This is a genomic window from Micromonospora sp. NPDC047740 (assembly GCF_043204735.1).
In the GTDB taxonomy this organism is placed as follows: domain Bacteria; phylum Actinomycetota; class Actinomycetes; order Mycobacteriales; family Micromonosporaceae; genus Micromonospora.
The window spans coordinates 134,068-157,231 of the sequence record NZ_JBIDCT010000013.1; the positions used below are offsets into that span (position 1 = coordinate 134,068).

Annotated in this window: 22 protein-coding genes; 18 read left to right on the forward strand and 4 right to left on the reverse strand. The window is 74.4% G+C overall.

All coding sequences use genetic code 11. The features are described 5' to 3' along the window. The first annotated feature begins 1 nt into the window (after nt 1). The 7 genes from ACGF4F_RS24105 to ACGF4F_RS24135 all read left to right on the forward strand — a co-directional run bounded on the left by ACGF4F_RS24105 (nt 2) and on the right by ACGF4F_RS24135 (nt 9,695). A complete protein-coding gene (locus ACGF4F_RS24105) occupies nt 2-1,135 on the forward strand; it encodes an ADP-ribosylglycohydrolase family protein (RefSeq protein WP_393080424.1) in 1,134 nt (377 codons plus the stop codon). Beyond that, nucleotides 1,132-2,493, forward strand: coding sequence for an ADP-ribosylglycohydrolase family protein (locus tag ACGF4F_RS24110; RefSeq protein ID WP_357440366.1), 1,362 nt, complete (start codon nt 1,132-1,134; stop codon nt 2,491-2,493). Before ACGF4F_RS24105 ends, ACGF4F_RS24110 begins: the two co-directional genes overlap by 4 nt. Before the next feature lie 76 nt (nt 2,494-2,569). Continuing rightward, entirely contained in the window at nt 2,570-3,508 is a 939-nt protein-coding gene (locus ACGF4F_RS24115; RefSeq protein ID WP_357440364.1) for a ribokinase, read from the forward strand. A gap of 76 nt (nt 3,509-3,584) precedes the next feature. Beyond that, nucleotides 3,585-5,537: a formylglycine-generating enzyme family protein gene (locus ACGF4F_RS24120; protein ID WP_357440361.1), complete on the forward strand. Its 1,953-nt coding sequence runs from the start codon at nt 3,585-3,587 to the stop codon at nt 5,535-5,537. Further along, entirely contained in the window at nt 5,534-7,684 is a 2,151-nt protein-coding gene (locus ACGF4F_RS24125; RefSeq protein WP_357440358.1) for an alpha/beta hydrolase-fold protein, read from the forward strand. Before ACGF4F_RS24120 ends, ACGF4F_RS24125 begins: the two co-directional genes overlap by 4 nt. Beyond that, complete coding sequence (locus tag ACGF4F_RS24130; protein ID WP_357440355.1) at nt 7,681-8,874, forward strand: CoA transferase; 1,194 nt, start codon at nt 7,681-7,683, stop codon at nt 8,872-8,874. Before ACGF4F_RS24125 ends, ACGF4F_RS24130 begins: the two co-directional genes overlap by 4 nt. Next, entirely contained in the window at nt 8,874-9,695 is an 822-nt protein-coding gene (locus ACGF4F_RS24135) for a CoA ester lyase (protein WP_357440352.1), read from the forward strand. The genes ACGF4F_RS24130 and ACGF4F_RS24135 overlap by 1 nt, the downstream gene beginning before the upstream one ends. Nucleotides 9,696-9,755: 60 nt before the next feature. Here ACGF4F_RS24135 and ACGF4F_RS24140 read toward each other — a convergent pair whose 3' ends face one another. Together ACGF4F_RS24140 and ACGF4F_RS24145 are read right to left on the reverse strand one after the other, a co-directional pair. Continuing rightward, nucleotides 9,756-9,932 (reverse strand): hypothetical protein, encoded by a 177-nt coding sequence (locus ACGF4F_RS24140; protein WP_357440349.1) that lies wholly within the window; start codon nt 9,930-9,932, stop codon nt 9,756-9,758. Nucleotides 9,933-10,057: 125 nt separating this feature from the next. After that, entirely contained in the window at nt 10,058-10,564 is a 507-nt protein-coding gene (locus ACGF4F_RS24145) for a MarR family winged helix-turn-helix transcriptional regulator (protein ID WP_393080431.1), read from the reverse strand. A 177-nt stretch (nt 10,565-10,741) separates the two neighbouring features. Between ACGF4F_RS24145 and ACGF4F_RS24150 the strand changes: the two genes are divergently transcribed. The 4 genes from ACGF4F_RS24150 (at nt 10,742) to ACGF4F_RS24165 (ending at nt 14,336) form a co-directional block, all read left to right on the forward strand. Continuing rightward, nucleotides 10,742-11,851, forward strand: a complete 1,110-nt coding sequence (locus tag ACGF4F_RS24150) for an enolase C-terminal domain-like protein (RefSeq protein ID WP_357440343.1) — start codon at nt 10,742-10,744, stop codon at nt 11,849-11,851. Nucleotides 11,852-11,949: 98 nt separating this feature from the next. Further along, on the forward strand, nt 11,950-12,834 hold the full coding sequence (locus ACGF4F_RS24155) for an SPFH domain-containing protein (protein WP_357440341.1): 885 nt from the start codon (nt 11,950-11,952) through the stop codon (nt 12,832-12,834). Between the two features lie 43 nt (nt 12,835-12,877). Then, nucleotides 12,878-13,225, forward strand: a complete 348-nt coding sequence (locus tag ACGF4F_RS24160) for a PadR family transcriptional regulator (RefSeq protein ID WP_357440338.1) — start codon at nt 12,878-12,880, stop codon at nt 13,223-13,225. 40 nt (nt 13,226-13,265) lie between these two features. Beyond that, nucleotides 13,266-14,336, forward strand: coding sequence for a hypothetical protein (locus ACGF4F_RS24165; RefSeq protein ID WP_393080436.1), 1,071 nt, complete (start codon nt 13,266-13,268; stop codon nt 14,334-14,336). Between the two features lie 61 nt (nt 14,337-14,397). On the opposite strand, the gene ACGF4F_RS24170 is transcribed toward ACGF4F_RS24165, so the two are convergent. Both ACGF4F_RS24170 and shbA read right to left on the reverse strand, forming a co-directional pair. After that, complete coding sequence (locus ACGF4F_RS24170) at nt 14,398-15,243, reverse strand: anti-sigma-D factor RsdA (RefSeq protein ID WP_357440333.1); 846 nt, start codon at nt 15,241-15,243, stop codon at nt 14,398-14,400. After that, nucleotides 15,240-15,818 (reverse strand): RNA polymerase sigma factor ShbA, encoded by a 579-nt coding sequence (gene shbA, locus ACGF4F_RS24175; protein WP_357440330.1) that lies wholly within the window; start codon nt 15,816-15,818, stop codon nt 15,240-15,242. The genes ACGF4F_RS24170 and shbA overlap by 4 nt, the downstream gene beginning before the upstream one ends. A gap of 166 nt (nt 15,819-15,984) precedes the next feature. On the opposite strand from shbA, the gene ACGF4F_RS24180 reads away from it, so the two are divergent. Genes ACGF4F_RS24180 through ACGF4F_RS24210 form a run of 7 tightly spaced genes read left to right on the forward strand, consistent with a single transcriptional unit; the run spans nt 15,985 to nt 23,135 of the window. Beyond that, on the forward strand, nt 15,985-17,004 hold the full coding sequence (locus ACGF4F_RS24180; protein WP_357440327.1) for an ABC transporter ATP-binding protein: 1,020 nt from the start codon (nt 15,985-15,987) through the stop codon (nt 17,002-17,004). Next, entirely contained in the window at nt 17,001-17,771 is a 771-nt protein-coding gene (locus ACGF4F_RS24185) for an ABC transporter permease (RefSeq protein WP_073834518.1), read from the forward strand. Before ACGF4F_RS24180 ends, ACGF4F_RS24185 begins: the two co-directional genes overlap by 4 nt. 10 nt (nt 17,772-17,781) lie before the next feature. Next, a complete protein-coding gene (locus tag ACGF4F_RS24190; protein WP_338013282.1) occupies nt 17,782-18,576 on the forward strand; it encodes an ABC transporter permease in 795 nt (264 codons plus the stop codon). Nucleotides 18,577-18,578: 2 nt separating this feature from the next. Continuing rightward, nucleotides 18,579-19,874, forward strand: a complete 1,296-nt coding sequence (locus ACGF4F_RS24195) for an MCE family protein (RefSeq protein WP_357440323.1) — start codon at nt 18,579-18,581, stop codon at nt 19,872-19,874. Next, on the forward strand, nt 19,871-20,905 hold the full coding sequence (locus tag ACGF4F_RS24200) for an MCE family protein (RefSeq protein ID WP_357440321.1): 1,035 nt from the start codon (nt 19,871-19,873) through the stop codon (nt 20,903-20,905). Before ACGF4F_RS24195 ends, ACGF4F_RS24200 begins: the two co-directional genes overlap by 4 nt. Continuing rightward, nucleotides 20,902-21,885, forward strand: a complete 984-nt coding sequence (locus tag ACGF4F_RS24205; protein WP_357440319.1) for an MCE family protein — start codon at nt 20,902-20,904, stop codon at nt 21,883-21,885. Before ACGF4F_RS24200 ends, ACGF4F_RS24205 begins: the two co-directional genes overlap by 4 nt. Continuing rightward, on the forward strand, nt 21,885-23,135 hold the full coding sequence (locus tag ACGF4F_RS24210) for an MCE family protein (protein ID WP_357440317.1): 1,251 nt from the start codon (nt 21,885-21,887) through the stop codon (nt 23,133-23,135). Before ACGF4F_RS24205 ends, ACGF4F_RS24210 begins: the two co-directional genes overlap by 1 nt. The last annotated feature ends 29 nt before the right edge of the window (nt 23,136-23,164 follow it).

Below are 23,164 nucleotides of genomic sequence, written 5' to 3' on the forward strand. Positions count from 1 at the left end.
CATGTCACTCTTGCTCGACAAGTCGGTCGGCTGCCTCGTCGGCGCCGCGGTGGGCGACGCCCTCGGCGGGGCCACCGAGACAGCCCTGCCGGAGCAGATCCGCGCCCGCTTCGGCGGCTGGGTCGAGGGGATCGTGCCCCCGTACCACGCCGACTGGGCCACCGCGCGGCCACTCGCGCCGTACCACAAGGGCGACGGGCACATCACCGACGACACACTGATGACCCACGCCCTGGTCCGCGCGTACGCGGCCAAACGGGACCACCTCGACGCGTACGACGTGGCGGAACTGCTCGTCCCCGACCTGATCGAGCGGGTGGTGTACCTCCCGGACCTGGAGCGGGAGGGGGTGACCTTCCACCGGCTGGCCGCGGCCGAACGGTGGCTGGTCACCCGCCTGCACCACGCGCACGCCGACCCCCGCGAGGCCGGCGTGGGCAACATCGTCAACTGCGGCGCCGCCATGTACGTGGCCCCGGTCGGCATCGTCAACGCAGGCGACCCGGCCGGGGCGTACGCCGAGGCGGTGGAGCTCACCGGGGCACACCAGCACAGCTACGGGCGGGAGGCCGCGGCGGTCTTCGCCGCCGCGGTCGCCGCCGCCGCGGCACCCAGCGCGGGCGTCGACGACGTGATCGCCGCGGCCCTCGACCTGGCCCGCGACGGCACCCGCGCCGCCGTCGACGCGGTGGTCAAGGAGGCCCGCGGGTACGACGACTGGAAGGCGGCCATCCCCGCGCTGCGCGCCGCCGTCGCGCCCTACGACACGGTGGGGGAGGAGTACCGCAACCCGGGCCTGGGCGCCCGCCGGCCCAGCCGGCTGCACGCCATCGAGGAACTGCCGGTGGCGCTGGGCATGCTGGTGGTGGCCGGCGGCGACTACCGGGCGGCGGTGCTGGGTGCGGTCAACTACGGCCGCGACGCCGACTCCACCGCCACCATGGCCGGTGCGATCGCCGGGGCCCTCGGCGGCGCCGCGGCCGTGCCGGCCGAGTGGTCGCAGGCGGTCGCCTCCGCGTCCCGCACCGACCTGGTCGAGCCCGCCCGGGTCCTCGCCCAGGTGGCCACCGAGGTCTTCGACCGCGACCGGGAGCGGTTCGCCCGCCGCGCCGAACGCTTCGGCGGTCTGGCATGAGCGACGGGCTCCGGCTGACCTGGGTGCAGCCGGAGGACCTGCTGCCGCACGAGCTGGCCGCGAGCCGCGACGAGGGCCGCGACGTCACCGACCTCGCCGACCGGTGGGCGGCGGCAGGTGGTGACGTCACCGCCCCGGTCAGCGGCGCCTCGCCCGTGCCGGCGTCGCCGCGGCTGCGCGCCCTCGCCGTCGACCTGCTCGACGCCGCCGACGCGCGGCCCGGACCGGACACCGCGCACGAGCCCGACGACCTCGACGCGGTCCGCGCGACCTGGCCGAGCGCCTGGCACCTGCCAACCACGGTCGAGCGGGACCGGCTGCACGGCGCCTGGCTCGGCAGGGCCGCCGGCTGCCTGCTCGGCAAGCCGGTGGAGAAGATCCCCCGTCACGGGATCCGGGAGATCCTCTCCGCCACCGGCCGGTGGCCCCTGCGCGGGTGGTTCACCGCGCAGGGGCTGCCAGCCGACGTCGCCGCCCGCTGGCCGTGGAACCGGCGCAGCGCCCCCACCAGCCTGGCCGAGAACATCGCCGGCATGCCCGAGGACGACGACCTCAACTTCGCGCTGCTCGCGCTGCGCATCCTGGAGACGTACGGGCCGGACTTCACCAGCGCCGACGTGGCGCAGGCCTGGCTGGACTGGCTGCCCGCCGGGCGGGTCTTCACCGCCGAACGGGTCGCCTACCGCAACCTGCTGCTCGGCCTCACCCCGCCGCGGACCGCCCGCCGGCACAACCCGTTCCGGGAGTGGATCGGCGCCCAGATCCGCACCGACGTGTACGGCTGGACCAACCCCGGCCGCCCCGACCGCGCCGCCGAGGCGGCCTGGCGGGACGCCGCCGTCAGCCACGTCCGGGCCGGCGCGTACGGGGCGATCTGGGTGGCCGCCCTCGCCGCGGCGGCACCGGTCGCCACCAGCGTCGACGAGGTGCTGGACGCGGGCGAGTCCGTGCTGCCCCCGGACAGCCGGTTCACCGCCGCGATCCGGGAGGCACGCGCCCTCGGCGCGGGCACCGACGACTGGGAGCACATTGTGGACACCCTCTACGCCCGGCACGGGCACCTGCACTGGGTGCACGTCCGCAACAACGCCGCCCTGGTCGCCGCGGCCCTCGCGTACGGGCGCGGCGACCTGGAACGGTCCATCTGCGCCGTGGTCTCCGGCGGCTGGGACACCGACTCCACCGGCGCCACCGTCGGGGCGGTCACCGGGGCGCTCACCGGCGCGTCCGCCCTGCCCGGGCGCTGGGTCGACCCGCTGCGCAACCGCCTGGCCAGCAGCATCGCCGGCTTCGACGGCGTCCGCTTCGACGAGCTGGCCGGCCGGACGCTCGCCCTGGCCCACCGGAGTGCGCCGTGAGCGAGCGGAGCGAGCGAACCATCAGGCTCAGTAGCGGGGCGCCTCGCGCCGCCGCGGAGCGAAGCGGAGCGGCGGCGTGAGCCCGCGGGTGGTCGTGGTGGGCAGCGCCAACCTGGATCTGGTGGTGACCGCACCGCAGTTGCCCAGGCCCGGTGAAACGGTGCTCGGTGACGGCTTCCGCACCGTGCCCGGCGGCAAGGGCGCCAACCAGGCGGTCGCCGCCGCCCGGGCCGGCGCGGACTGCGCCTTCGTCGGCGCGGTCGGCGCCGACGACTTCGGGGCGCAGCTGCGGGACAACCTGACCGCCGCGGGCGTGGACGTGCGCGGCCTGCGCACCGTCGACGGGCCCTCGGGCGTCGCGCTGATCGCCGTCGACCACGCCGCGGAGAACTGCATCGTCGTCGCGCCCGGCGCCAACGCCACCCTGACCGACCTGCACCCCGCCGACCGGGCGGCGGTGGGCGCGGCCGACGTGCTGCTGCTCCAGCTCGAGGTGCCGCTGGCGGCCGTCACCCAGGCCGCCGACCGGGCCCGCGCCGACGCCACCACCGTGGTGCTCAACGCCGCCCCGGCCCGCCCGCTCCCCGAGGAGCTGCTCGACCTCGTCGACGTGCTGGTGGTGAACGAACACGAGGCGGCCGTCGTCGCCGGGATGTTCATCGACGAGCCCGCCGCCCTGCTCGACGCGCTGGTGGCCCTGGTACCCCGGGTGGTGCTGACCCTCGGCGCCCGGGGTGCCGCCTACGCCGACCGGCACGGTACCCGCCTGCAGGTGCCCGCGCCGGCGATCGAGGCGGTCGACACCACCGCGGCCGGCGACGCGTTCACCGGTGCCCTCGCGGTCGCCCTCGCCGAATGCGGCGGCGCACTCACCGCCGCCACCGCGCCGGCCGTCCTGCGCTGGGCCTGCGCCGCCGGGGCGGCCTGCGCCCAACGCCCCGGCGCGTCCACCGCGCTGCCCGACCGGGCCGCCATCGACACCCTGCACGCCGCGACCTACGGAGCGGAAGAGTGAACGAGCGTAGCGAGCGAACCAGCAAACTCAGTGCGGTGGAGCCTCGCGCCGGCGCCGACCGCAGGGAGGCGGCGGCGTGAGCTTCAACCCGTACGTCCCGCGCCCCATCGACCGGCCCACCGAGGTGCCGCTCGGGGCGCACGCCGACCTGGCCACCCTCGACGAGGCGAAGATCTTCGCCGCCCCGGGCCACCCCGCCGACTGGCCCGCCTGGCGCGACCAGCTCACCCGCTGGCGGGCCGACGCCCGGGCCCGGCTCGCCTACACCGGCGAGCACTACGACGGCATCACCGGCGACTGCTTCACCGTCTGCCTCGCCTGGCTGTGGGACGAGACCCTCTACGACCACGACCGGGGCGAGTTCACCGTGGACGCGTTTCTCGACGCGGCGCGGCGCGACTTCGGCGGCTTCGACGGAGTGGTCCTCTGGCACGCGTACCCGGTGATCGGGCTGGACGCGCGCAACCAGTTCGACTGGTACCGGGACGTCCCCGAACTGCCCGACGTGGTTCGCCAGTTCCAGGCCCACGGCGTCCGGATGTTCGTCGACTACAACCCCTGGGACACCGGCACCAGGCGGCGGCCCGGCACCGACGCCGAGGAGGTCGCCGCGCTGGCCGCCGCCCTCGGCGTCGACGGGGTCTTCCTGGACACCCTCAAGGAGGGCGCCGGCGAGCTGCGCAAGACCCTTGACGCGGTCCGCCCCGGCCTGGTCCTGGAGGGTGAGAGCCGGGTGCCGCTGGCCCGGATCGCCGACCACGCCATGTCCTGGGCGCAATGGTTCGCCGACTCCGACGTGCCCGGCGTGCTGCGGGCAAAGTGGTTCGAGCGGCGGCACATCCTGCACCACACCCGTCGCTGGCACCGCAGCCACCTCGACGAGCTGCACTCCGCCTGGCTCAACGGCTGCGGCGTGCTGGTCTGGGAGAGCGTCTTCGGCGTCTGGGTCGGCTGGAACGACCGGGACAAGGCCGTGCTGCGCGCCATGCGGCGGGTGCAGGCCAGCCACGCGGCGTGGCTGCGCGCCGAGGACTGGGTCCCGCTCGCCGATCACCCGGGCACCGGCCAGGTGTACGCGTCCCGCTGGACCCACGACGGCCAGCCCCTGTGGACGGTGGTCAACCGGGGCGCCGACCACGACGGCCCCTGGCTGCTCACCGAGCCCCGGCCCGGCCGCTTCGTCGACCTGGTCACCGGCGCCGAGCTGACCGTCACCGCACTCGAGGACGGGCGGGTCGCCGTCGGCGGGCCGCTGCCCGCCGGGGCGATCGCCGCGGTGGTCACCACCGACACCCCCGTCGACCGGCACGAGCCGCCGACCGGTGACCCGTCCTTCCCGGCCCGCGCCGCCGTGCGTACCCGCACCCCGTGGTCGCCCCTCGCGGCCCTGCCCGGCGGCATGGCCTGCGTCGACGGCGGCCACCACGAGCTGACCGTCCGCCACCGCGTCCGGGAGACCGGCCTGTACGGCGAAGCCCCCTACGTCGACGAGTGGAAGCCCCTGCCGCCCCGACTGCACCACACCGGCACCCTGCGCCGCCCGGTCCGGCTCGGCCGCTTCGCCATCGACACCCACGAGGTCACCCACGGCCAGTACGCCCGCTTCCTCGCCGCCACCGGCTACCGGCCGGTCCGGCCGGAACGGTTCACCGCCGGGCAGGGACCCGCCGACGCCCCGGTCACCGGCGTCGACCTCGCCGACGCCCGCGCGTACGCCGACTGGGCCGGCCTGCGGCTGCCCACCGAGGACGAATGGCAGGCCGCCGCCGAGGCGGGACTGCTCGCGCGCCGAGCACCCCTGGTCTGGAACCTGACCGAAAGTGAACACTCCGACGGGCGTACCCGGTTCGTCATCCTCAAGGGCGGCTGCGCGTACCGCGCGGAAGGCTCCGACTGGTATCTCGACGGCGGCCCCCAACCGCCCGAGGTGTCGGTGAAGCTGCTGCTCACCGGCGCCGGCCTCACCCGCTCCGACTCGATCGGCTTCCGCTGCGCCGCCGACCTGCCCGCCGAAGGAGCCCCCCGATGAGCAGAACGTGGCGCACCGGCGCCATCCTCGTCGCCCTGCTGGCCGCCGTCGGGCTCACCGGCCTGGCGCCGGAGACCGCCGTCGCCGCCAAGGATCCCGCCGGCACCCTCAGCACCGCCACCGCGCCCTCGCCGGCCCTCGGCGACAGCATCGACTACACCGTCTACCTCCCATACGGCTACCGCGACCCCGCGCAGGCCGCCACCCGCTACCCGGTGCTGTACCTGCTGCACGGGCGCGGCGACACCATGCAGGCGTGGACCCGCATCAAGTCGAACCTCGACCGGCTGATCGCCGACCGGCAGGTGCCACCGATGATCGCCGTGCTGCCCGACGCCCCGTGGAGCAGCCGCGGCAGCTGGTACGTCGACTCCGCGTACACCGGCGCCGACAACCCGGGCCGCCCCGTGGAAACCGCGCTCACCCGCGACCTCGTCACCCACGTCGACGCCACCTACCGCACCGCCGCGCACCGGAACGCCCGGCTCATCGGCGGCTACTCGATGGGCGGCGCGGGCGCGCTGCGCTACGCCCTCGCCCACCAGGACCTCTTCGCCAACGCGCTGGTGCTCAGCCCCGCCGTCTACCAGCCGCTGCCGCCGGCCGACTCCTCGGCCCGCGAGTTCGGCGCCTTCGGCGCCGGCGACCAGCTCTTCTCCGACGACGTCTACCGGCGGCTGAACTACCCGGCCCTGCTCCCCGGCGTCGACCCGGAATCCCCGGTCCGGATGTTCATCGCCGTCGGCGACGACGAATGGCCCAACCCGGACCCGGCCGACGCCGTCCACGACCTCGACTACGAGGCCGCCACCCTCTACAACACCGTCCGGCGCACCGACGGCATCGCCGCCGAGTTCCGCGTCCTCGACGGCGGGCACGACTGGGACGTCTGGCGCCCCGCCTTCGTCGCCGGTCTCACCCAGCTCGCCGCCACCCTCAGCGTCACCCCGCCCGCCGGGCTGCCCGCCCCGCTGCACGGCACCCCCGGCGCGGACTGGGCCGGCGGGGTCGCCGCCCACCCCGACGGCGACGTCACCCTCGGCTACGCGGCGTCCGGCAGTGTCGCCGGCCAGCCGTACGCCGGCGGCCTCGACGCCGTGGTCACCCGGGTCGCCGCGGACCGCACCACCGCCCGCTGGACCGCCCAGTTCGGCACCGCCGCCAACGACCGGCTCTACGGGACCGTGCCGCTGCCCGACGGCAGCGTCCTCACCGCCGGCTACACCCGCGGCGACCTCGACGGCCGGCACCCGGGCAGCCCGGCGGACGACGGGTTCGTGGCGAAACTGACCGCCACCGGGCAGCGCGCCTGGCTCACCCAGGCCGGTGACCCGGCCAAGGCCGACCGCTTCTACGCCCTCGCCGCCGCACCGGACGGTGGCGCGTACGTCGCCGGCTACACCAGCGGCGCGTTCGGCGGCACCAACGCCGGCGACAAGGACGCCCTGCTCGCCCGGATCGCCCCGGACGGCACGCTCGCCTGGACCCGCCAGTTCGGCGGACCCGGCGAGGACAAGGCGTACGCCGTCGCCGTCGGCCCCGACGGCGTCTACGTCGCCGGCGGCACCTCCGCCGCCCTGCCCGGCACCACCCCGCTCGGCGGCGCCGACGGCTGGCTCGCCCGGTTCACCCCCGACGGCACCCGCGACTGGCTCACCGTCGCCGGCGGCGACGGGGACGACCTGCTCGGCGGCGTCACCGTCACCGGCGCCGGGCAGGTCGTGGCCACCGGCGCCACCGCCGGCGACGTGCTGACCGTCGCGTACACCAGCAAGGGCGCAGAGCGCTGGCGGACCGTCACCGGCGGGCGCGGCGCGGACGCCGGCACCGACGTCCTGGCCCTGGCCGACGGCTCGCTCGCGGTGGTCGGCTTCACCGGCAGCACGCTCGGCGTGCCGGCCGGCGGGGCGGACGTGCTCACCCTGCGCCTCGACGCCCGCGGCCGGCAGCTCGCCGTCGCGCAGTACGGCACCGCCCGCGACGACGCGGCCGACCCGTTCGGCGAGGAGAACGTCTACGCCACCCTCGCCCCCGACGGCCGGCTGCTGGTCAGCGGCCGCACCGCCGGCACGCCCACCGGTGGCGCCGCCCTCGGCAACGGCGACGTGTTCCTCGCCGCCGTCGACCCGGCGAAGGGAACGCCATGACCGCGCCCGCCCCGCTGCACGGCGTCAAGGTGGTCGACCTGGCCACCCTCTTCGCCGGCCCGCTCGCCGCCGCCTTCCTCGGCGACTTCGGCGCCGACGTGGTCAAGGTCGAGCACCCGGCCAAGCCCGACCCGTCCCGCGGGCACGGCCCGGCCAAGGACGGCGTCGGCCTCTGGTGGAAGGTGCTCGGCCGCAACAAGCGCACCGTCACGCTCAACCTGTCCGACCCGCAGGGCGCCGAATTGCTGCGCCGGCTGCTCGCCGACGCCGACGTGCTGGTGGAGAACTTCCGCCCCGGCACCCTGGAACGCTGGGGCCTCGGCCCGGACGCCCTGCACGCGGTCAACCCACGCCTGGTGATCGCCCGGATCAGCGGCTTCGGCCAGGTCGGCCCCTACGCACCCCGGCCCGGGTTCGGCACGCTCGCCGAGGCGATGAGCGGCTTCGCCGCCGCCACCGGGGAACCCGACGGGCCGCCCACCCTGCCGCCGTTCGGCCTGGCCGATTCGGTCACCGCGCTCGCCGCCGCGTACGCGGTCATGCTGGCCCTGCGTGGCCGCGACCTGACCGGCCGGGGCCAGGTGGTCGACCTGGCCATCATCGAACCGATCATGGCGATGCTCGGCCCGCAGATCACCTGGTACGACCAACTCGGCTACGTGCAGCCCCGGCTCGGCAACCGGTCCAACAACAACGCCCCGCGCAACACCTACCGGTGCGCGGACGGCCGCTGGGTGGCCGTCTCCACCAGCGCGCAGAGCATCGCCGAGCGGGTCATCCGCCTCGTCGGCCACCCCGAGCTGGTCGACGAGCCCTGGTTCGCCACCGGCAGCGGCCGGGCCGCGCACGCCGACGAACTCGACGCCGTCGTCGCCGGCTGGGTGGCACAACGGGACCGGGACGAGGTGGTGGCCGCGTTCGAGGCGGCCCAGGCGGCCGTCGCGCCCGTCTACGATGTCCGGGACATCCTCGCCGACCCGCAGTACGCGGCGCTCGGCACCGTGGTCGCCGTCCCCGACGAGGACCTCGGCGAGGTCCGCATGCAGAACGTCCCATTCCGGATGTCGGCCACGCCCGGCGAGATCCGGCACGCCGGCCGGCGGCACGGCCAGGACACCGACGAGGTGTTCCGGGCGCTCGGCCTGACCGACGCGGACCTGGCCGCGCTGCGCGAGCGGGGCGTGATCTGATGCTGCTGACCTGGCTCTACGTGCCCGGCGACCGGCCGGACCGGTTCGCCAAGGCGGTCGCCTCCGGCGCCGACGCGGTCATCCTCGACCTGGAGGACGCCGTCGTCGCCGGCCGCAAGGCGTACGCCCGGGACGCCGTCGCCGAGTTCCTCGCCGAACCGTCGCCGGTGCCGGTCCAGGTGCGGGTCAACGAGCTGACCGGCCCGGACGTCGACGCCGACCTGGCCGCCGTCGCCGGTAGATCGGGGCTGGCCGGCCTGCGCCTGCCCAAGGTGGAGTCCCCGGCGGCCGTCGCCGCCGTCGCCGCCCGGGTCGACACCCCGCTGCACCCGCTGATCGAGTCCGCCGTGGGGCTGGAGTCCGCGTACCGGATCGCCGCCGCCCACCCGGCGGTGGCCTCGCTCGGCCTCGGCGAGGCCGACCTCCGCTCCGACCTGGGCGTCGGCGACGACGACGGCCTGCTCTGGGCCCGCGGCCGGATCGTCGTCGCGGCCCGCGCCGCCGCGTTGCCGCCGCCGGCCATGTCGGTGTATGCGAACGTCGCCGACCTCGACGGGCTGGCTGCCTCCTGCGCCGCCGGCCGGCGGCTCGGCTTCCTCGGAAGGACGGCCATCCACCCACGACAGCTCCGGGTCATCGCCGCGGCGTTCCGCCCGGCCGAGCGCGAGGTGGCCCGGGCCCGGGAACTGCTCGCCGCCGTCGCCGAGGCGCAGACCCGCGACTCCGGCACCGTGGTGCTGCCCGACGGGCGGTTCGCCGACCGGGCGATGGTGGCCGCCGCCCGCCGGGTCGTCGACCTCGCCGCCCGCTACGCCGCCTGAGCGCAGCTCACTCCGCCCGGCCGCCCTGGCCGATGCCCACCGGCCGGGGTGGCGGCTGGGTCAACCTCGCCTGGTCGGGCTGGAAGGGTGCGGGGTGAGCCCGTCCGCGACCGCCTCGATGAACTGGGTGAGGTAGTCGAAGTCCGGCACGGCGACCCGCTCGGCCCGTTCGTGCAGGGTGTCCGGGGTGACCGTGTCGTCGATCCGGGCGACCTCGTGGCGTCCGTCGCGGTCCATGGCGTGCCTCCCGTCACTGGTCGTGACGCTCGTCGGTGCCGTCACACCGTCGCTTGCATACAGCCATCATTGCACTGTGCCAGCATCTCGGCCAGGCCCTGACGCATAACCGGTAGGCGGCGCGGTCAGGCCTCGGCCTCCGCCGGGCTGTCCACCGCGGCGAAGCCCAGCCACCACTCCTGCTCGGGCAGCTCACCCGCCGCCGTGGCGAACGCGGTCAGCGCCTCGGTCACCGTCGGCTGCCAGTACGCCGAGGTCGCGGCGACGATCCGAGACAGCTCCGCGCGCCGCCGACGGATCACCTCCTGCACCAGGGCCAGCCCGGCGGGGGTGAGCCGCAGCCGCACCACCCGGCGGTCGCTGCTGGAGCGGGACCGGCGGACCAGGCCCTTGCGGATCAGACGGTCACACATCCGCGTGCCGGTCGACGGGGCGACCTGGAGTTCGGCGGAGATGTCGACGGCGCGCTGGGGTCCCCGGGTGGCCAGCACGACCAACGCCCGAAACTGCGGCAGGGTGACCTCGGCGTCGAGGCCGGCCAGCGAGCGGGCGGCGAGGCCCACGAACGCGCGGCTGGCCGCCATCAGCGCCTCGACGGCCGCCGTTTCGCTGTCGCCGGCGGGTGATTGCATCCCGCCATCATTCCAGCAGGGCGGTAGCCCGTCGGGCGACGCCGGGGGCGGGCGCCGGCGGGTTTGCTTCCGGCGATCCGCGGTATCTCCGATCCATGCAGCGCATCACCTCCGCAGTCCTGGTCTCCCGGCGCGTGGACCGGAGTCCTGCCGTGCCATCGGGTCGGGAGGCCCGCCGTGCGGGGTGACTCCGTGCTCGACCGGGTGACCGCCGCGGCGTACCGGATCCCCACCGACGCCCCGGAAGGGGACGGCACCGCGGCCTGGAGCGCCACCACACTGGTGCTGGTCCAGGTCAGCGCGGGCGGCGAGGTGGGCACCGGCTGGACGTACGCGGCGGCCGCCGCCGGCGAGCTGGTCACCGAACTGTTGGCCGGGGTAGTGACCGGGCGCGACGCGCTCGACGTCCCCGGCAGCTACCAGGCCATGCAGGCGGCCGTGCGCAACGTGGGCCGCCCCGGCGTCGCCGCCTACGCCATCTCCGCGGTCGACGTGGCGCTGTGGGACCTCAAGGCCCGCCTGCTGGGGATCCGTCTGGCCCGGCTGCTCGGCCTGGCCAGGGAAACCGTGCCGGTCTACGGCAGCGGCGGCTTCACCACCTACGACGAGGCACAACTACGGGCCCAGTTCACCCACTGGGTGCACGAGCAGGGCATCCCGCGGGTGAAGATGAAGATCGGCGAGTCGTGGGGGACCCGCGTCGAACGCGACCTGGCCCGGGTCGGCACGGCCCGGCAGATCATCGGCCCGGACGCCGAGCTCTACGTCGACGCCAACGGCGGCTACCAGCGCAAACAGGCGATCCGGGTGGGGCAGGCGCTGGCCGACCAGGACGTGCGGTGGTACGAGGAGCCGGTCTCCTCAGACGACCTGGCCGGCCTGCGGCAGGTGCGCGACGCCGTCCTGCCCGACGTGGCCGCCGGGGAGTACGGCTATCACCTGCCGTACTTCGCCGCCATGGTGCGGGCCGGCGCGGTGGACTGCCTGCAGGTGGACGTGTCCCGGTGCGGCGGCATCACCGAGTGGCAGCGGGTGGCCGCGGTGACCGCCGCGGACAACCTCCAGCTCTCCGGCCACTGCGGCCCGCACCTGCACCTCGACGTCGCCGCCGCGACGCCCAACCTGCGGCACCTGGAGTGGTTCCACGACCACGTCCGCATCGAGTCGATGTTGTTCCAGGGCACGGTCACGCCAGAGCCGGGCGGCCTGCTGCGGCCCGACCTGTCCGTGCCCGGGCACGGGCTGCGGTTCGACGAGTCGGCGGCGGCGCCATACCGGATCGGGTGAACCCGGCGCGTCCGCGCCGTGATCGGGCAGGACTGAACGGCGCCGGAACGGGTAGGCCCGGCGCCGGGAGGCGGGCGCCTCCGGGATTGAGGGGGACCATGGCAGTCGCCGCCATCGTCGCAGTGGTGATCGTCGTCGTGCTCGCGCTGATCGTGCTGTCGCTGAGCGTCCGGCTGGTGCAGCAGTACCAGCGCGGTGTCGTGTTCCGCTTCGGCCGGGTGCTGGACCGCATCCGCCAACCCGGGTTCCACCTGATCATCCCGGTCGCGGACCGGATGGTGCGGGTCAGCATGCAGACCACGGTGATCGGGGTGCCGGCACAGGGCGTCATCACCCGCGACAACGTCACGCTCACCGTCGACGCGGTCGTCTACTACCGGGTGGTCGACCCGGTGAAGGCCCTGGTCAACGTGCGGGACTATCCGGCGGCGGTGCTCCAGGTGGCGCAGACCGCGCTGCGGTCGGTGATCGGCAAGGCCGACCTCGACACCCTGCTGCGGGACCGCGACAAGATCAACGCCGAGCTGAAGGCCGTCATCGACGCGCCCACCGAGAAGCCGTGGGGCCTGCTCATCGAGCGGGTCGAGGTCAAGGACGTGTCGCTGCCCGAGGGGATGAAGCGGTCGATGTCCCGGCAGGCCGAGGCGGAGCGGGAACGGCGCGCGCGGGTGATCGCCGCCGACGGTGAGTTCCAGGCCTCCCGCCGGCTCGCCGACGCCTCGCGGGCGATGGCGAACACGCCTGGGGCGTACCAGTTGCGGTTGCTGCAGACGGTGGTGGACGTGGCCGCGGAGAAGAACAGCACGCTGGTCATGCCGTTCCCGGTGGAGCTGCTGCAGTTCTTCCAGGAGTACGGGCGGCGCACCCGCGAGCAGGCGGCGCCCGGTGGGCCGGGGCGGACAGAACCGGCCGAGGCGCTCGGCCCGACCACGGAGGGCGTCGCCGCGGCGGCCGAGGGGGACGGGCACCGACCGCAGCGCTGACCGGGACAGCGCATATACCGGTAATCTGTATATCCTTGTTGCCATGAGCGACAGTCCACTGCGGGAACCCACGTTCCTCGTCCTCACCGCGCTGGCCGAGACACCCCAGCACGGGTACGCCGTCATCGAGGACGTGCGACGCATCTCCGAGGGCCGCGTCCAGCTGCGGGCCGGCACCCTCTATGCCGTCCTCGACCGGCTGCGCGCCGACGGCCTCATCGAGGTCGACCGCGAGGAGGTGGTGCAGTCCCGGCTGCGCCGCTACTACCGGCTCACCGCGCTGGGCGCGACCCGGCTCGCCGACGAGGTCGCCCGGCTGCGCCGCAACGCCGACGCCGCAGGCCGGCGGCTGCGCCGCGCCGGCCTGCTGCCCGAGGGAGGCGCCGCATGAGTAGCACGCGGACCATCAGGCTCGGCAGCGGAGCGGCGGCGTGAGCGCCGGCGGGCTGGAGCGCCGCTACCGCCGGCTGCTCGCCGTCTACCCGTGGGAACACCGCCGGGCGTACGAGGAGGAGATGCTCGCCGTCCTCCTCGACGGCGCGCGGCCCGGCCAGACCCGCCCGAGCGCCGGGGACGCGGTCAACCTGATCGGCGCCGGCCTGCGGGCCCGGCTACGGGTGAGCGCACGGGGGTTCACCGAGCCGGCCTGGGCCGACGCTGCCGCCGTGACCGGCGTCCTGGTGGCGTTGCTGCTGCTCGCGGCCGCCGGCAAGAGCCTGTTCGAACAGGTGGTATCGGACCCGTCCCTGCCGCCGCGGCTCGCGCCGGGCGGTCCCGATCTGGTCGACTGGCTGCGCGTGGCGGGTTGGGCGGCGGTCGGCCTCGCCGCCCTGATCGGGCTGCGCCGGGTCGCGGCCGGACTCGCCTGGGCCGGGGTCGTCGGCTGGCTGGTGCTGGTGGGGCCGGGCATCACCGGCCAACCCAGCTATGTGATCGACACCCTGCCTCAGTTCGCGCTCGCCCTGGTGGCGGCCGCCGCGCTCACCGTGCCCGCGCCGCCCCGCCGGGCGTTGGCGGTGCTGGGTACGCGCCGGCTGGCGGTGTTGCTGCTCGCGCCGCTGGCGGCGGTGGCCCTCCTGGCGCTGAACCGCGCGACCCGCCCGGCCTTTACCTCCGGGCCGGTGTCCTACCAGCGTCTCTACGAGCTTGAGGCGAGCAGTTCGACCGTCGTCTGGCTCTACGTGGCCGGGTTCGCCGTCGCCGGGCTGGCCGTCCTGGTCAGCCTGGCCACGCTCGCCCCGGGGGTACGGCGGCGTGTCGCCGTCATGCTGGCGCCGGTCGCCGCGCTGGCCCTGCTCATCGACACCGCGCTGGCCGGCTGGGCGGCGTCCACGATGCACATGGGGCACGTCATCCCGCTGGTGCCGGCACAGTGGGCAGCGCTGGTGCTCACCCCCGCGGTGACCTTCCTCGCCGGGGTGCTGCTGGTGCGCCGCCGCGAGGAGACGCTGCGCATGGTGGCCCTGGGCCGGGCCGCCGACCGGGAACGGCCCACCGCCTGAGCCGCCGCCGGTGGCCCCGTGCTCAGGCCGGGGCCACCGGCGGCCGTTGGCCGGACTTCGATCAGTCGAGCAGGCCACCGGTGGGTAGCGGCAGTCCGGGCAGCCCGGGCAACAGGGGTGAGAGGCTGGGCGAGGGCGGCCGCGGCGGCTTGGGCAGCGGCAGCAGACCACCGCCGTTGCTCACGGCGCCGCCCGGCGTGATCGAGGCCGGCGGCTGGGACGGCCCGGGCGGCGGAGCGACCGTGCCGGTGCTGGGGCGAGTGGCCGGGGTGGTCGGGACGACGCCGGGCATGGGAGAGACCGGCACGGCGGTGGGCAGGAGCTTTGCCCGCTCCGCGGTGAGGTCCCGCCCGAGCACGTCGAGGTCGACGCGCAGTCGGGCCGCGCTCGCCGGGTCGGTGACCTGGTCGAGTTCGCCGTGCGCCTGGTCGACGAGTGCCTGGGCCTCGTCGAACCGGTGCTCGGTCAGGGCCGTGCGGGCCCGCGTGATCGTGTCCTCGACGTCCCGTATCTCCGCCTGCTGCGGGTAGAGCAGCCTGGTCAGCGACCACAGCGGACTGCCCGGCTCGGCGTTGCGACTGCTGATCCCGAGCCCGGACGCCAGGGCCAGCAGCGCGACGGCGGCCGCCGCGAGACGCACCGCCCAGGGGCGGGGTCGCCTGGTCCGGGCCGGACGTACCGGAAGTGGCGTGGGCTCGACCGGGTCCGCGGCCGGCGCCCCTGGACGGACCTCGGCCGGTTCGGGGACGCCGTCGGCGATGTCGGCCCGCCAGGCGGCGAGCAACTCGGCCAACTCCTCTCCGGCCGGCACCGGCTCGCCTCGTCCCAGCGCGTCGAGCAGCGCATCGTCGCGGGCCAGGATGTCCAGATCCACCGCCTCGCCGCCGTCCGGCGTCCGCCCGCTCATGCCGCCACCTCGTCCAGGGAACCCCCGGCAAGGGTACGGAGCCGGGCGAGCGCGCGAGACTGGGCCATCCGTACCGCCGCCGCCGTCATCCCCACGATGGTGCCCACCTCGTCGGCGGACAGGCCCACCGCGACGCGCAGCAGGATGATCTCCCGCTGGACGTCGGGCAGCCGGTCCAGCAGGGCGGACAGCCGCCGGGCCAGGTCGGTGGCCAGCACCTGCTGCTCCGGCCCGGGCGCGGCGTCGGGCTGATCCAGCGGGGCGTCGGTGGGGGTGACGGCCGCGTCCCGGATGGCCGCGCGTTGGGCGTCGGCGACCTTGTGCGCGGCGATCCCGTAGACGAAGGCGGCGAACGGGACGCCCTGCTCGCGGTAGCGGGGGAGCGCGCGCAGCACCGCCACGCACACCTCCTGGGCCACGTCGTCCGCGGTGGTGTACGCCCCGCCGACCCGCCCCAGGCGGGCCCGGCAGTAACGGACCAGGCCGGGGCGCACGTCGGTGAGCAGTGTCGCGGTCGCCGCCGGGTCGCCCGCGGCGGCCCGGCGGACGAGATCTGGCTGCTGGATCACTGTCATGAGCTCGCGAGGCACCTTCATTACCGGCGGGTTAACCGGCACGCTATCGAGCCTTGCTCAATTTTCCTAGCTCACGGTTTGTGACCAACCCACGCCGGAAAGAAGTTTGTTGCGTTCTCCACGGTCACGCCGATGTGTCAGGCAGCGACGGAGAGGGGAGGGATCAGTGGGCGTCGAGGTCGCCGTGCAAGGGCTGACCAAGTCGTTCGGCGGGCAGCCGGTCTGGTCGGACATCACCCTGACCCTGCCCGCCGGGGAGATCTCCGTCCTGTTGGGACCCTCCGGCACGGGAAAGTCGGTCTTCCTCAAGACACTGGTCGGGCTGCTGCGGCCCGACCGGGGTGCCATCCTGATCGAGGGCAAGGACCTGCCGCGGCTGTCCGAACGCGAGCTGTACGAGGTACGCAAGCTGTTCGGCGTGCTGTTCCAGGACGGCGCCCTGTTCGGCTCGATGAACATCTACGACAACGTGGCGTTCCCGCTGCGCGAGCACACCCGCATGTCCGAGTCCCAGATCCGGGCCGTCGTCACCGAGAAGCTGGACATGGTGGGCCTGGTCGGAGCCGAGAAGAAGCTGCCCGGCGAGATCTCCGGCGGCATGCGCAAACGGGCCGGCCTGGCCCGTGCGCTCGTGCTCGACCCGCAGATCATCCTCTTCGACGAGCCGGACTCCGGGCTGGACCCGGTGCGCACCGCCTACCTCAACCAGCTCATCATCGACCTCAACCAGCGCACCGAGGCGACCTTCCTGATCGTCACCCACGACATCAACACCGCCCGCACCGTGCCCGACAACATCGGCCTGATCTACCACGGCCACCTGGCCATGTTCGGGCCGCGAGAGATGCTGCTGTCCAGCACCGAACCGGTGGTCCGGCAGTTTCTCAACGCCCAGCGGATCGGGCCGATCGGCATGGCCGAGGAGAAGGACGCCGACGAACTGGCCGCCGAGGCGGAGTCCGGGGTAGAACTGCCGCCGCTGCCGCCGATCCCACTGCAACTGCAGCCGTCGGACGGGCTGCCCCGCCGGGCCGAACGCCCACCCGGGCAGTGGTGCCGCGAGCACGGCGTCACCCCGCCGCCCGGCTCGTTCGAGGGCCTCCGGCAGGTGGAGCGACCGACCATCGACCTGGCGCAACACCTCACCGGCGACCCGGGCAGGCACGGCCGGGAGGTGGCCCGATGAGCGCCCCGACCGCCGCCGTCCGCCGCTCCGGTGAGTTCTTCGCGTTCTGTCTGGACACCCTGCGCGGGCTCGGCCGGCGGCCAGTGCAGGTACGCGAGTTCGTCCAGCAGGCGTGGTTCATCAGCTCGGTGTCCATCCTCCCGGCCGCCCTGGTCTCCATCCCGTTCGGTGCGGTCATCGCCCTCCAACTCGGCTCGCTGGTCCGCCAGCTCGGCGCGCAGTCGTTCACCGGCGCCGCCTCGGTGCTCGCCGTGGTCCGCGAAGCCGGCCCGATCGTCACCGCCCTGATCATCGCCGGCGCCGGCGGCTCGGCGATCTGCGCCGACCTGGGCTCCCGGAAGATCCGCGAGGAACTCGACGCCATGCAGGTCCTCGGGATCGACCCGATCCACCGCCTCGTGGTGCCCCGGGTGCTCGCCTCGATGCTGGTCGCCGTCCTGCTCAACGGCCTGGTCAGCGTCGTCGGCGTCACCGGCGGGTACGCGTTCAACGTCGTCCTGCAGGGCGGCACCCCAGGGGCGTACCTGGCCAGCTTCCAGGCCCTCGGGCAACTGCCCGACCTGCTGGTCGGCGAGGTCAAGGCGCTGCTGTTCGGGGCCACCGCCGCGCTGGTCGCCTCCTACAAGGGGATGACCGCCAAAGGCGGCCCGAAGGGCGTCGGCGACGCGGTCAACCAGAGCGTCGTCATCACCTTCATGCTGCTGTTCGCGCTGAACTTCGTCGTCACGGCCGTGTACTTCCAGGTCGTACCGCAGAAGGGAAGCTGACGTGGCCGTGCTGCGCTACCTGGACGACCTCGGCGGGCAGCTCGCCTTCCACCTGCGCGCCCTCGCCTGGGCGCCACGCACCCTGCGCCGCTACAAGCGCGAGGTGATCCGCCTGCTGGCCGAGGTCAGCTTCGGCACCGGCGCACTCGCCGTGCTCGGCGGCACCGTCGGCGTGATCTGCTTCCTCACCTTCTTCACCGGCACCGAGGTCGGGCTGCAGGGCTACCAGGCGCTCGACCAGATCGGCAGCAGCGCGTTCACCGGGTTCGTCTCCGCGTACTTCAACACCCGGGAGATCTCGCCGCTGGTGGCCGCGCTGGCCCTGTCCGCCACGGTGGGCTGCGGGTTCACCGCCCAACTCGGCGCGATGCGGATCTCCGAGGAGGTCGACGCGCTGGAGGTGATGGGGGTGCCGTCCCTGCCGTTCCTGGTCACCACCCGGATGATCGCCGGCTTCATCGCGGTCATCCCGCTGTACGTGATCGGCCTGCTCTCCAGCTACCTGGCCACCCGCACCATCGCGGTCGTCTACTTCGACCAGTCCGCCGGCACCTACGACTACTACTTCCACCTCTTCCTGCCCCCCGGGGACGTGCTCTGGTCCTTCGGCAAGGTGCTGGTGTTCAGCGTGATCGTGGTGCTCGTGCACTGCTGGTACGGCTACACCGCCCAGGGCGGGCCGGCCGGCGTCGGCGTCGCGGTCGGGCGGGCCGTGCGTACCGCCATCGTCGCCGTCAACGTCGTGGACTTCTTCCTGTCCCTGGCCATCTGGGGCGCGACCACCACCGTCCGGATCGCGGGGTGACCATGCGACACCGTGTCCTCGGCATCGTCTTCATCGCCCTGCTCACCGCGGCGCTGACCGGGTCCGTGCTGCAGTACCGCAAGGCGTTCACCCCGGTCGACCGGGTCACCCTGCACGCCGACCGCGCCGGCCTTCACCTCCTCGAGGGCGCCGACGTCAAGGTACGCGGGGTGGTCGTCGGCGACGTCCGCTCGGTCCGCAGCGACGGTGGCGGCGCCGTCATCGGCCTCGCGCTCGACCCGGCCAGCACCGGCCGGATCCCCGCCGACGTGACCGCCCGGCTGCTGCCCAAGACCCTCTTCGGGGAGCGGTACGTCGAACTGGTCCCGCCGGCGGGCAGCACCGCCGGACCGATCCGTGACGGCGCAGTCATCAGCCAGGACCGCAGCCGCACCGCCGTCGAGCTGGAACGCGTGCTCGACCAGGCGCTGCCGCTGCTGCAGTCGATCCGCCCCGACCAACTCGCCACCACCCTCGGCGCGATCTCCACCGCCCTGCAGGGACGCGGCGACCAGCTCGGGGCGAACCTCACCCGGCTCGGCGCGTACCTGCGGCAGCTCAACCCGGAACTGCCCACCATCGCCGAGGACCTCCGCAAGCTCGCCGTCGTGCTGGACAGCTACGACGCCGCGCTGCCCGACCTGCTCGCCCTGCTGCGCGACGTCACCGTCACCGCCGGCACCGTCAGTGACCAGCGCACCCAGCTCGCCGCGTTCCTCGCCGACACCACCGACACCGCCGACACCGCCCGGGGCTTCCTGGACCGGCACGGCGACCAGCTCATCCGCCTCGGCGAGGTCAGCCGGCCGGTGCTGGAACTGCTCGCCACCTACGCCCCCGAGTACCCCTGCCTGGTCAGCGGGCTGGTCGCCCTGCAACCCCGGGTCGAGGAGGTCTTCTCCGGCGGGCGGATGCACATCACCCTCGAGGTCACCCGCGACGGCGGCCCCTACGAGCGGGGCCGCGACGAGCCGGTCTACGGCGCCCAGGACGGCCCGAACTGCCGGCACCTGCCCGACCCGCCGATGCCCGCCCCGCAGGTGCCGGTCGCCGACGGCTACGACTACCGGGGCATCCGTACCCCGCCGCTGCTGCCCGTCGGGCTGCCCGCCGCGTCCGGCGGCGCAGCCCCGGCCGCCGCCTCCCCGGCCATGGGCCAGGCCGGCACCAGTGCGGAACAGGCCCTGGTCAAACCCCTCGTCGGTGGGCTCACCGGCACCCCGCCGGCCGAGGTGCCGGACATCGCGGTGCTGCTCTGGGGGCCGCTGCTGCGCGGAGCGGTGGTGAACGCGCGATGACCGGGAAGACGACCCCCGCGCTGGTCAAACTGGTGATCTTCGCGGCGGTGACGCTGCTGGCCACCGCGCTGCTCGCGCAGACCCTCGGCGCGTTCCCGCCCGGCGGGGTGGCCTACCGGGCCCGGTTCACCGACGTTACCGGCCTGCTGCCCGGCGACGACGTCCGCATCGCCGGAGTGCGGGTCGGCAAGGTCAGCGACATCGCCGTGGTCGACGACAGCGTCGCCGAGGTCACCTTCACCGTCGACCGGGACGTGCCGGTGGCCACCAGCGTCCGCGCCGCCATCCGCTACCGCAACCTGGTCGGCCAGCGCTACCTGGCGTTGACCGAGGGACCGGGCGACGGCCGGCCGCTACGGGCCGACGGGCTGATCCCGCTCACCCAGACCAAACCGGCGCTGGACCTGACCGTGCTGTTCAACGGGTTCCGGCCGCTGTTCACCGCGCTCAACCCCGACGACGTCAACAAGCTCGCGTACGAGATCATCCAGGTGCTGCAGGGCGAGGGCGGCACCGTCGCCAGCCTGCTGCGTCGCACCGCCTCGCTGACCAACACCCTGGCCGACCGGGACGCCGTGATCGGCCGGGTCGTCACCAACCTCAACCAGGTCCTGGCGACCCTGGCCAGCCACGACCAGCAGTTGGACGAGAGCGTCACCCAGCTCCAGCAGTTCGTCTCCGGGCTGTCCGCCGACCGCACCGCCATCGGCGAGGCGCTGGTCAGCCTCGGCGAGCTCACCGACACCACCGCCGGGCTGCTGCGCCAGACCCGGCCGCCGCTGGCCGCCGACGTCCGCGCCCTCGGCGACCTCGCCGGCACCCTCGACCGCAACTCCGCCGTCATCGACGCCACCCTGGGCCGGCTGCCGCAGCGCTACGAGTCGCTGACCCGGGTCGCCTCGTACGGCTCCTGGTTCAACTTCTACCTCTGCGACTTCGACGGCCGGGTGGCCGTCGCCGGCCAGCCGCCGCTGACCACGCCCGGCGTCAGCGCCACCGCCGCCCGCTGCGCCACCGGAGGCAGCCAGTGAAACCCTTCCGCGAACGCAACCCGGTCGTCGTCGGCGCCGTCGGGCTGGCCGTGATTCTGGCCGCCCTGCTCGGCGCCTTCCAGCTCGACCGCCTCGCCGCGCTCACCGGCCGCAGCTACCAGGCCGCGTTCCACGACGCCAGCGGACTCGCCACCGGCAACGAGGTCCGGGTGGCCGGGGTGCGCGTCGGCGTGGTGACCGCCGTGGAACTCGCCCGCGACAGCCAGCCGTATGTCCGGGTCCGCTTCCGGCTCGACGACGACGGCGTACGCCTGGGCCGGGACACCGGCGCCACCATCCGGATCAAGACCGTGCTCGGCCAGAAGTACCTCGCCCTGTCCCCGGCCGGACCGGGCAAGCTGCCCGAGCACGCCCAGATCCCGCTCGACCGCACCGCCGCCCCGTTCGACGTGGTCCAGGCCGTCACCGGGCTCGCCGACACCCTCGACAAGGTCGACACCGACCAGCTCGCGCAGGCGTTCACCACCCTGTCGCAGACCTTCGCCGACACCCCGGCCAGCGTCAGCACCTCCCTGACCGGGCTGTCCCGGCTGTCCCGCACCGTCGCCAGCCGCGACGCCGAGCTGCGCACCCTGCTCGCCCGCGCCCGGGACGTCACCGGCGTGCTCGCCCAACGCGACGAGGAGTTCCGCAAGCTCGTCACCGACGGGGAGAAGCTGCTCACCGAGGTCAGCCGCCGCCGGGACGCCATCCACCAGCTCCTCGTCGGCACCGACCAGCTCGCCACCCAGCTGTCCGGGCTGGTCGCCGACAACCGCACCCAGCTCGAACCGGCCCTGCGCAAGCTGCGCGACGTGGTCGCCGTCCTGCAACGCAACCGCGACGACCTGGAGCAGACCATCAAGCGGATGGGGCCGTTCGTCACCGCGTTTGCCAACGTGGTCGGCAACGGCCGATGGTTCGACTCGTACGTCGACGGCCTGCTGCAGCCGTACCTGCCCACGACGGGAGGACGCTGATGCCCGGTCCGGTCCAGCGCTGGCGGCGCCCGCTCGCCGCGGCCACCGTCCTGCTTCTCGCCGGCGCCGTCGGCGCCGTGGTGTGGCGGCACGAGACACCCCAACGGCGGGTCGTCGCCTACTTCACCCGCGCGGTCGGCGTGTATCCCGGCTCGGACGTCCGGGTGCTCGGCGTCCGCGTCGGCGAGGTCGAGAGGGTCGTCCCGCAGGGGCGCACCGTCCGGGTCGAGATGCGCTACGACCCGGCGTTGCGGTTCCCCGCCGACGCCCAGGCCCTGATCGTCCCGCCCAGCGTGGTCAGCGACCGGTACGTGCAGCTCACCCCGGCGTTCACCGGCGGATCCGCGCTCGCCGACGGCGCCGAGATCCCGGTCGGGCGGACCGCCGCGCCGATGGAGATCGACGACATCTACCGGGCGCTCGACGAGTTCAACCGCACCCTCGGGCCGACGGGCGCCAACGCCGACGGCGCCCTGTCCGACCTGGTCACCACCGGCCGGGCCAACCTGGAGGGCAACGGCGCCAACCTGCACGACACCCTCGACGGGCTGTCCCGCGCGCTGACCACCCTCTCCGACGGCCGCGGCGACCTGTTCGGCACGGTGGCCAACCTGCAACGCTTCACCACCACCCTGGCGCGCAGCGACGAGCAGGTACGCCGCTTCCAGCAGCAGCTCGCCGATGTCGCCGAGCAGCTCGCGGGGGAGAAGGAGGAACTGGCCGCCGCGCTGCGCAATCTGGCCGCCGCGCTGGCCGACGTGACCACCTTTGTCCGGCAGAACCGGGCCGCGCTCACCTCCAACGTCACCGCGCTGGCGGACATCACCCGCATCCTGGTCCGTCAGCAGCAGGCCGTCGTCCAGATCCTCGACGTGGCCCCGCTGGCGCTGAGCAACCTCAACCTCGCGTACAACGCGCGCTCGGGGACGCTGGACACCCGCGACAACCCGCTCGGCCCGTACGACCCGGCCAGCTTCGTCTGCTCACTGATCGTGGACCAGCTCCCCGCCGCCGAGGTGCCGGCGAAGTGCACCGCGCTCGCACAGACCCTGCACTCCCGCAACCTGCCCCTGACCGACCAGCTGCGCAAGCTGCTCAAGCTGCCGCCCGGCGCCCCGGTGGCCGGCGGGTCCCCACCGGGCTCCATCAGCTCCCCCGGTGCGCCGACCGCCGACGAGGCGCCGGGCGGCTTCCCACCCACCACCACGAGCGACCCGACGCTCGGCGGCATCCTGCGAGGCAGCGCATGAGCGAGCGCCAGCGAGTGAATCATCGGCAC

What these genes read in the sequence shown, in the direction of transcription:
- ACGF4F_RS24105 (WP_393080424.1), top strand. Translation starts at nt 2, where the DNA reads ATGTCACTCTTGCTCGACAAGTCGGTCGGCTGCCTCGTCGGCGCCGCG.
- ACGF4F_RS24110 (WP_357440366.1), top strand. Translation starts at nt 1,132, where the DNA reads ATGAGCGACGGGCTCCGGCTGACCTGGGTGCAGCCGGAGGACCTGCTG.
- ACGF4F_RS24125 (WP_357440358.1), top strand. Translation starts at nt 5,534, where the DNA reads ATGAGCAGAACGTGGCGCACCGGCGCCATCCTCGTCGCCCTGCTGGCC.
- ACGF4F_RS24130 (WP_357440355.1), top strand. Translation starts at nt 7,681, where the DNA reads ATGACCGCGCCCGCCCCGCTGCACGGCGTCAAGGTGGTCGACCTGGCC.
- ACGF4F_RS24135 (WP_357440352.1), top strand. Translation starts at nt 8,874, where the DNA reads ATGCTGCTGACCTGGCTCTACGTGCCCGGCGACCGGCCGGACCGGTTC.
- ACGF4F_RS24140 (WP_357440349.1), bottom strand. Translation starts at nt 9,932, where the DNA reads ATGGACCGCGACGGACGCCACGAGGTCGCCCGGATCGACGACACGGTC.
- ACGF4F_RS24145 (WP_393080431.1), bottom strand. Translation starts at nt 10,564, where the DNA reads ATGCAATCACCCGCCGGCGACAGCGAAACGGCGGCCGTCGAGGCGCTG.
- ACGF4F_RS24155 (WP_357440341.1), top strand. Translation starts at nt 11,950, where the DNA reads ATGGCAGTCGCCGCCATCGTCGCAGTGGTGATCGTCGTCGTGCTCGCG.
- ACGF4F_RS24160 (WP_357440338.1), top strand. Translation starts at nt 12,878, where the DNA reads ATGAGCGACAGTCCACTGCGGGAACCCACGTTCCTCGTCCTCACCGCG.
- ACGF4F_RS24170 (WP_357440333.1), bottom strand. Translation starts at nt 15,243, where the DNA reads ATGAGCGGGCGGACGCCGGACGGCGGCGAGGCGGTGGATCTGGACATC.
- shbA (WP_357440330.1), bottom strand. Translation starts at nt 15,818, where the DNA reads ATGACAGTGATCCAGCAGCCAGATCTCGTCCGCCGGGCCGCCGCGGGC.
- ACGF4F_RS24185 (WP_073834518.1), top strand. Translation starts at nt 17,001, where the DNA reads ATGAGCGCCCCGACCGCCGCCGTCCGCCGCTCCGGTGAGTTCTTCGCG.
- ACGF4F_RS24195 (WP_357440323.1), top strand. Translation starts at nt 18,579, where the DNA reads ATGCGACACCGTGTCCTCGGCATCGTCTTCATCGCCCTGCTCACCGCG.
- ACGF4F_RS24200 (WP_357440321.1), top strand. Translation starts at nt 19,871, where the DNA reads ATGACCGGGAAGACGACCCCCGCGCTGGTCAAACTGGTGATCTTCGCG.
- ACGF4F_RS24210 (WP_357440317.1), top strand. Translation starts at nt 21,885, where the DNA reads ATGCCCGGTCCGGTCCAGCGCTGGCGGCGCCCGCTCGCCGCGGCCACC.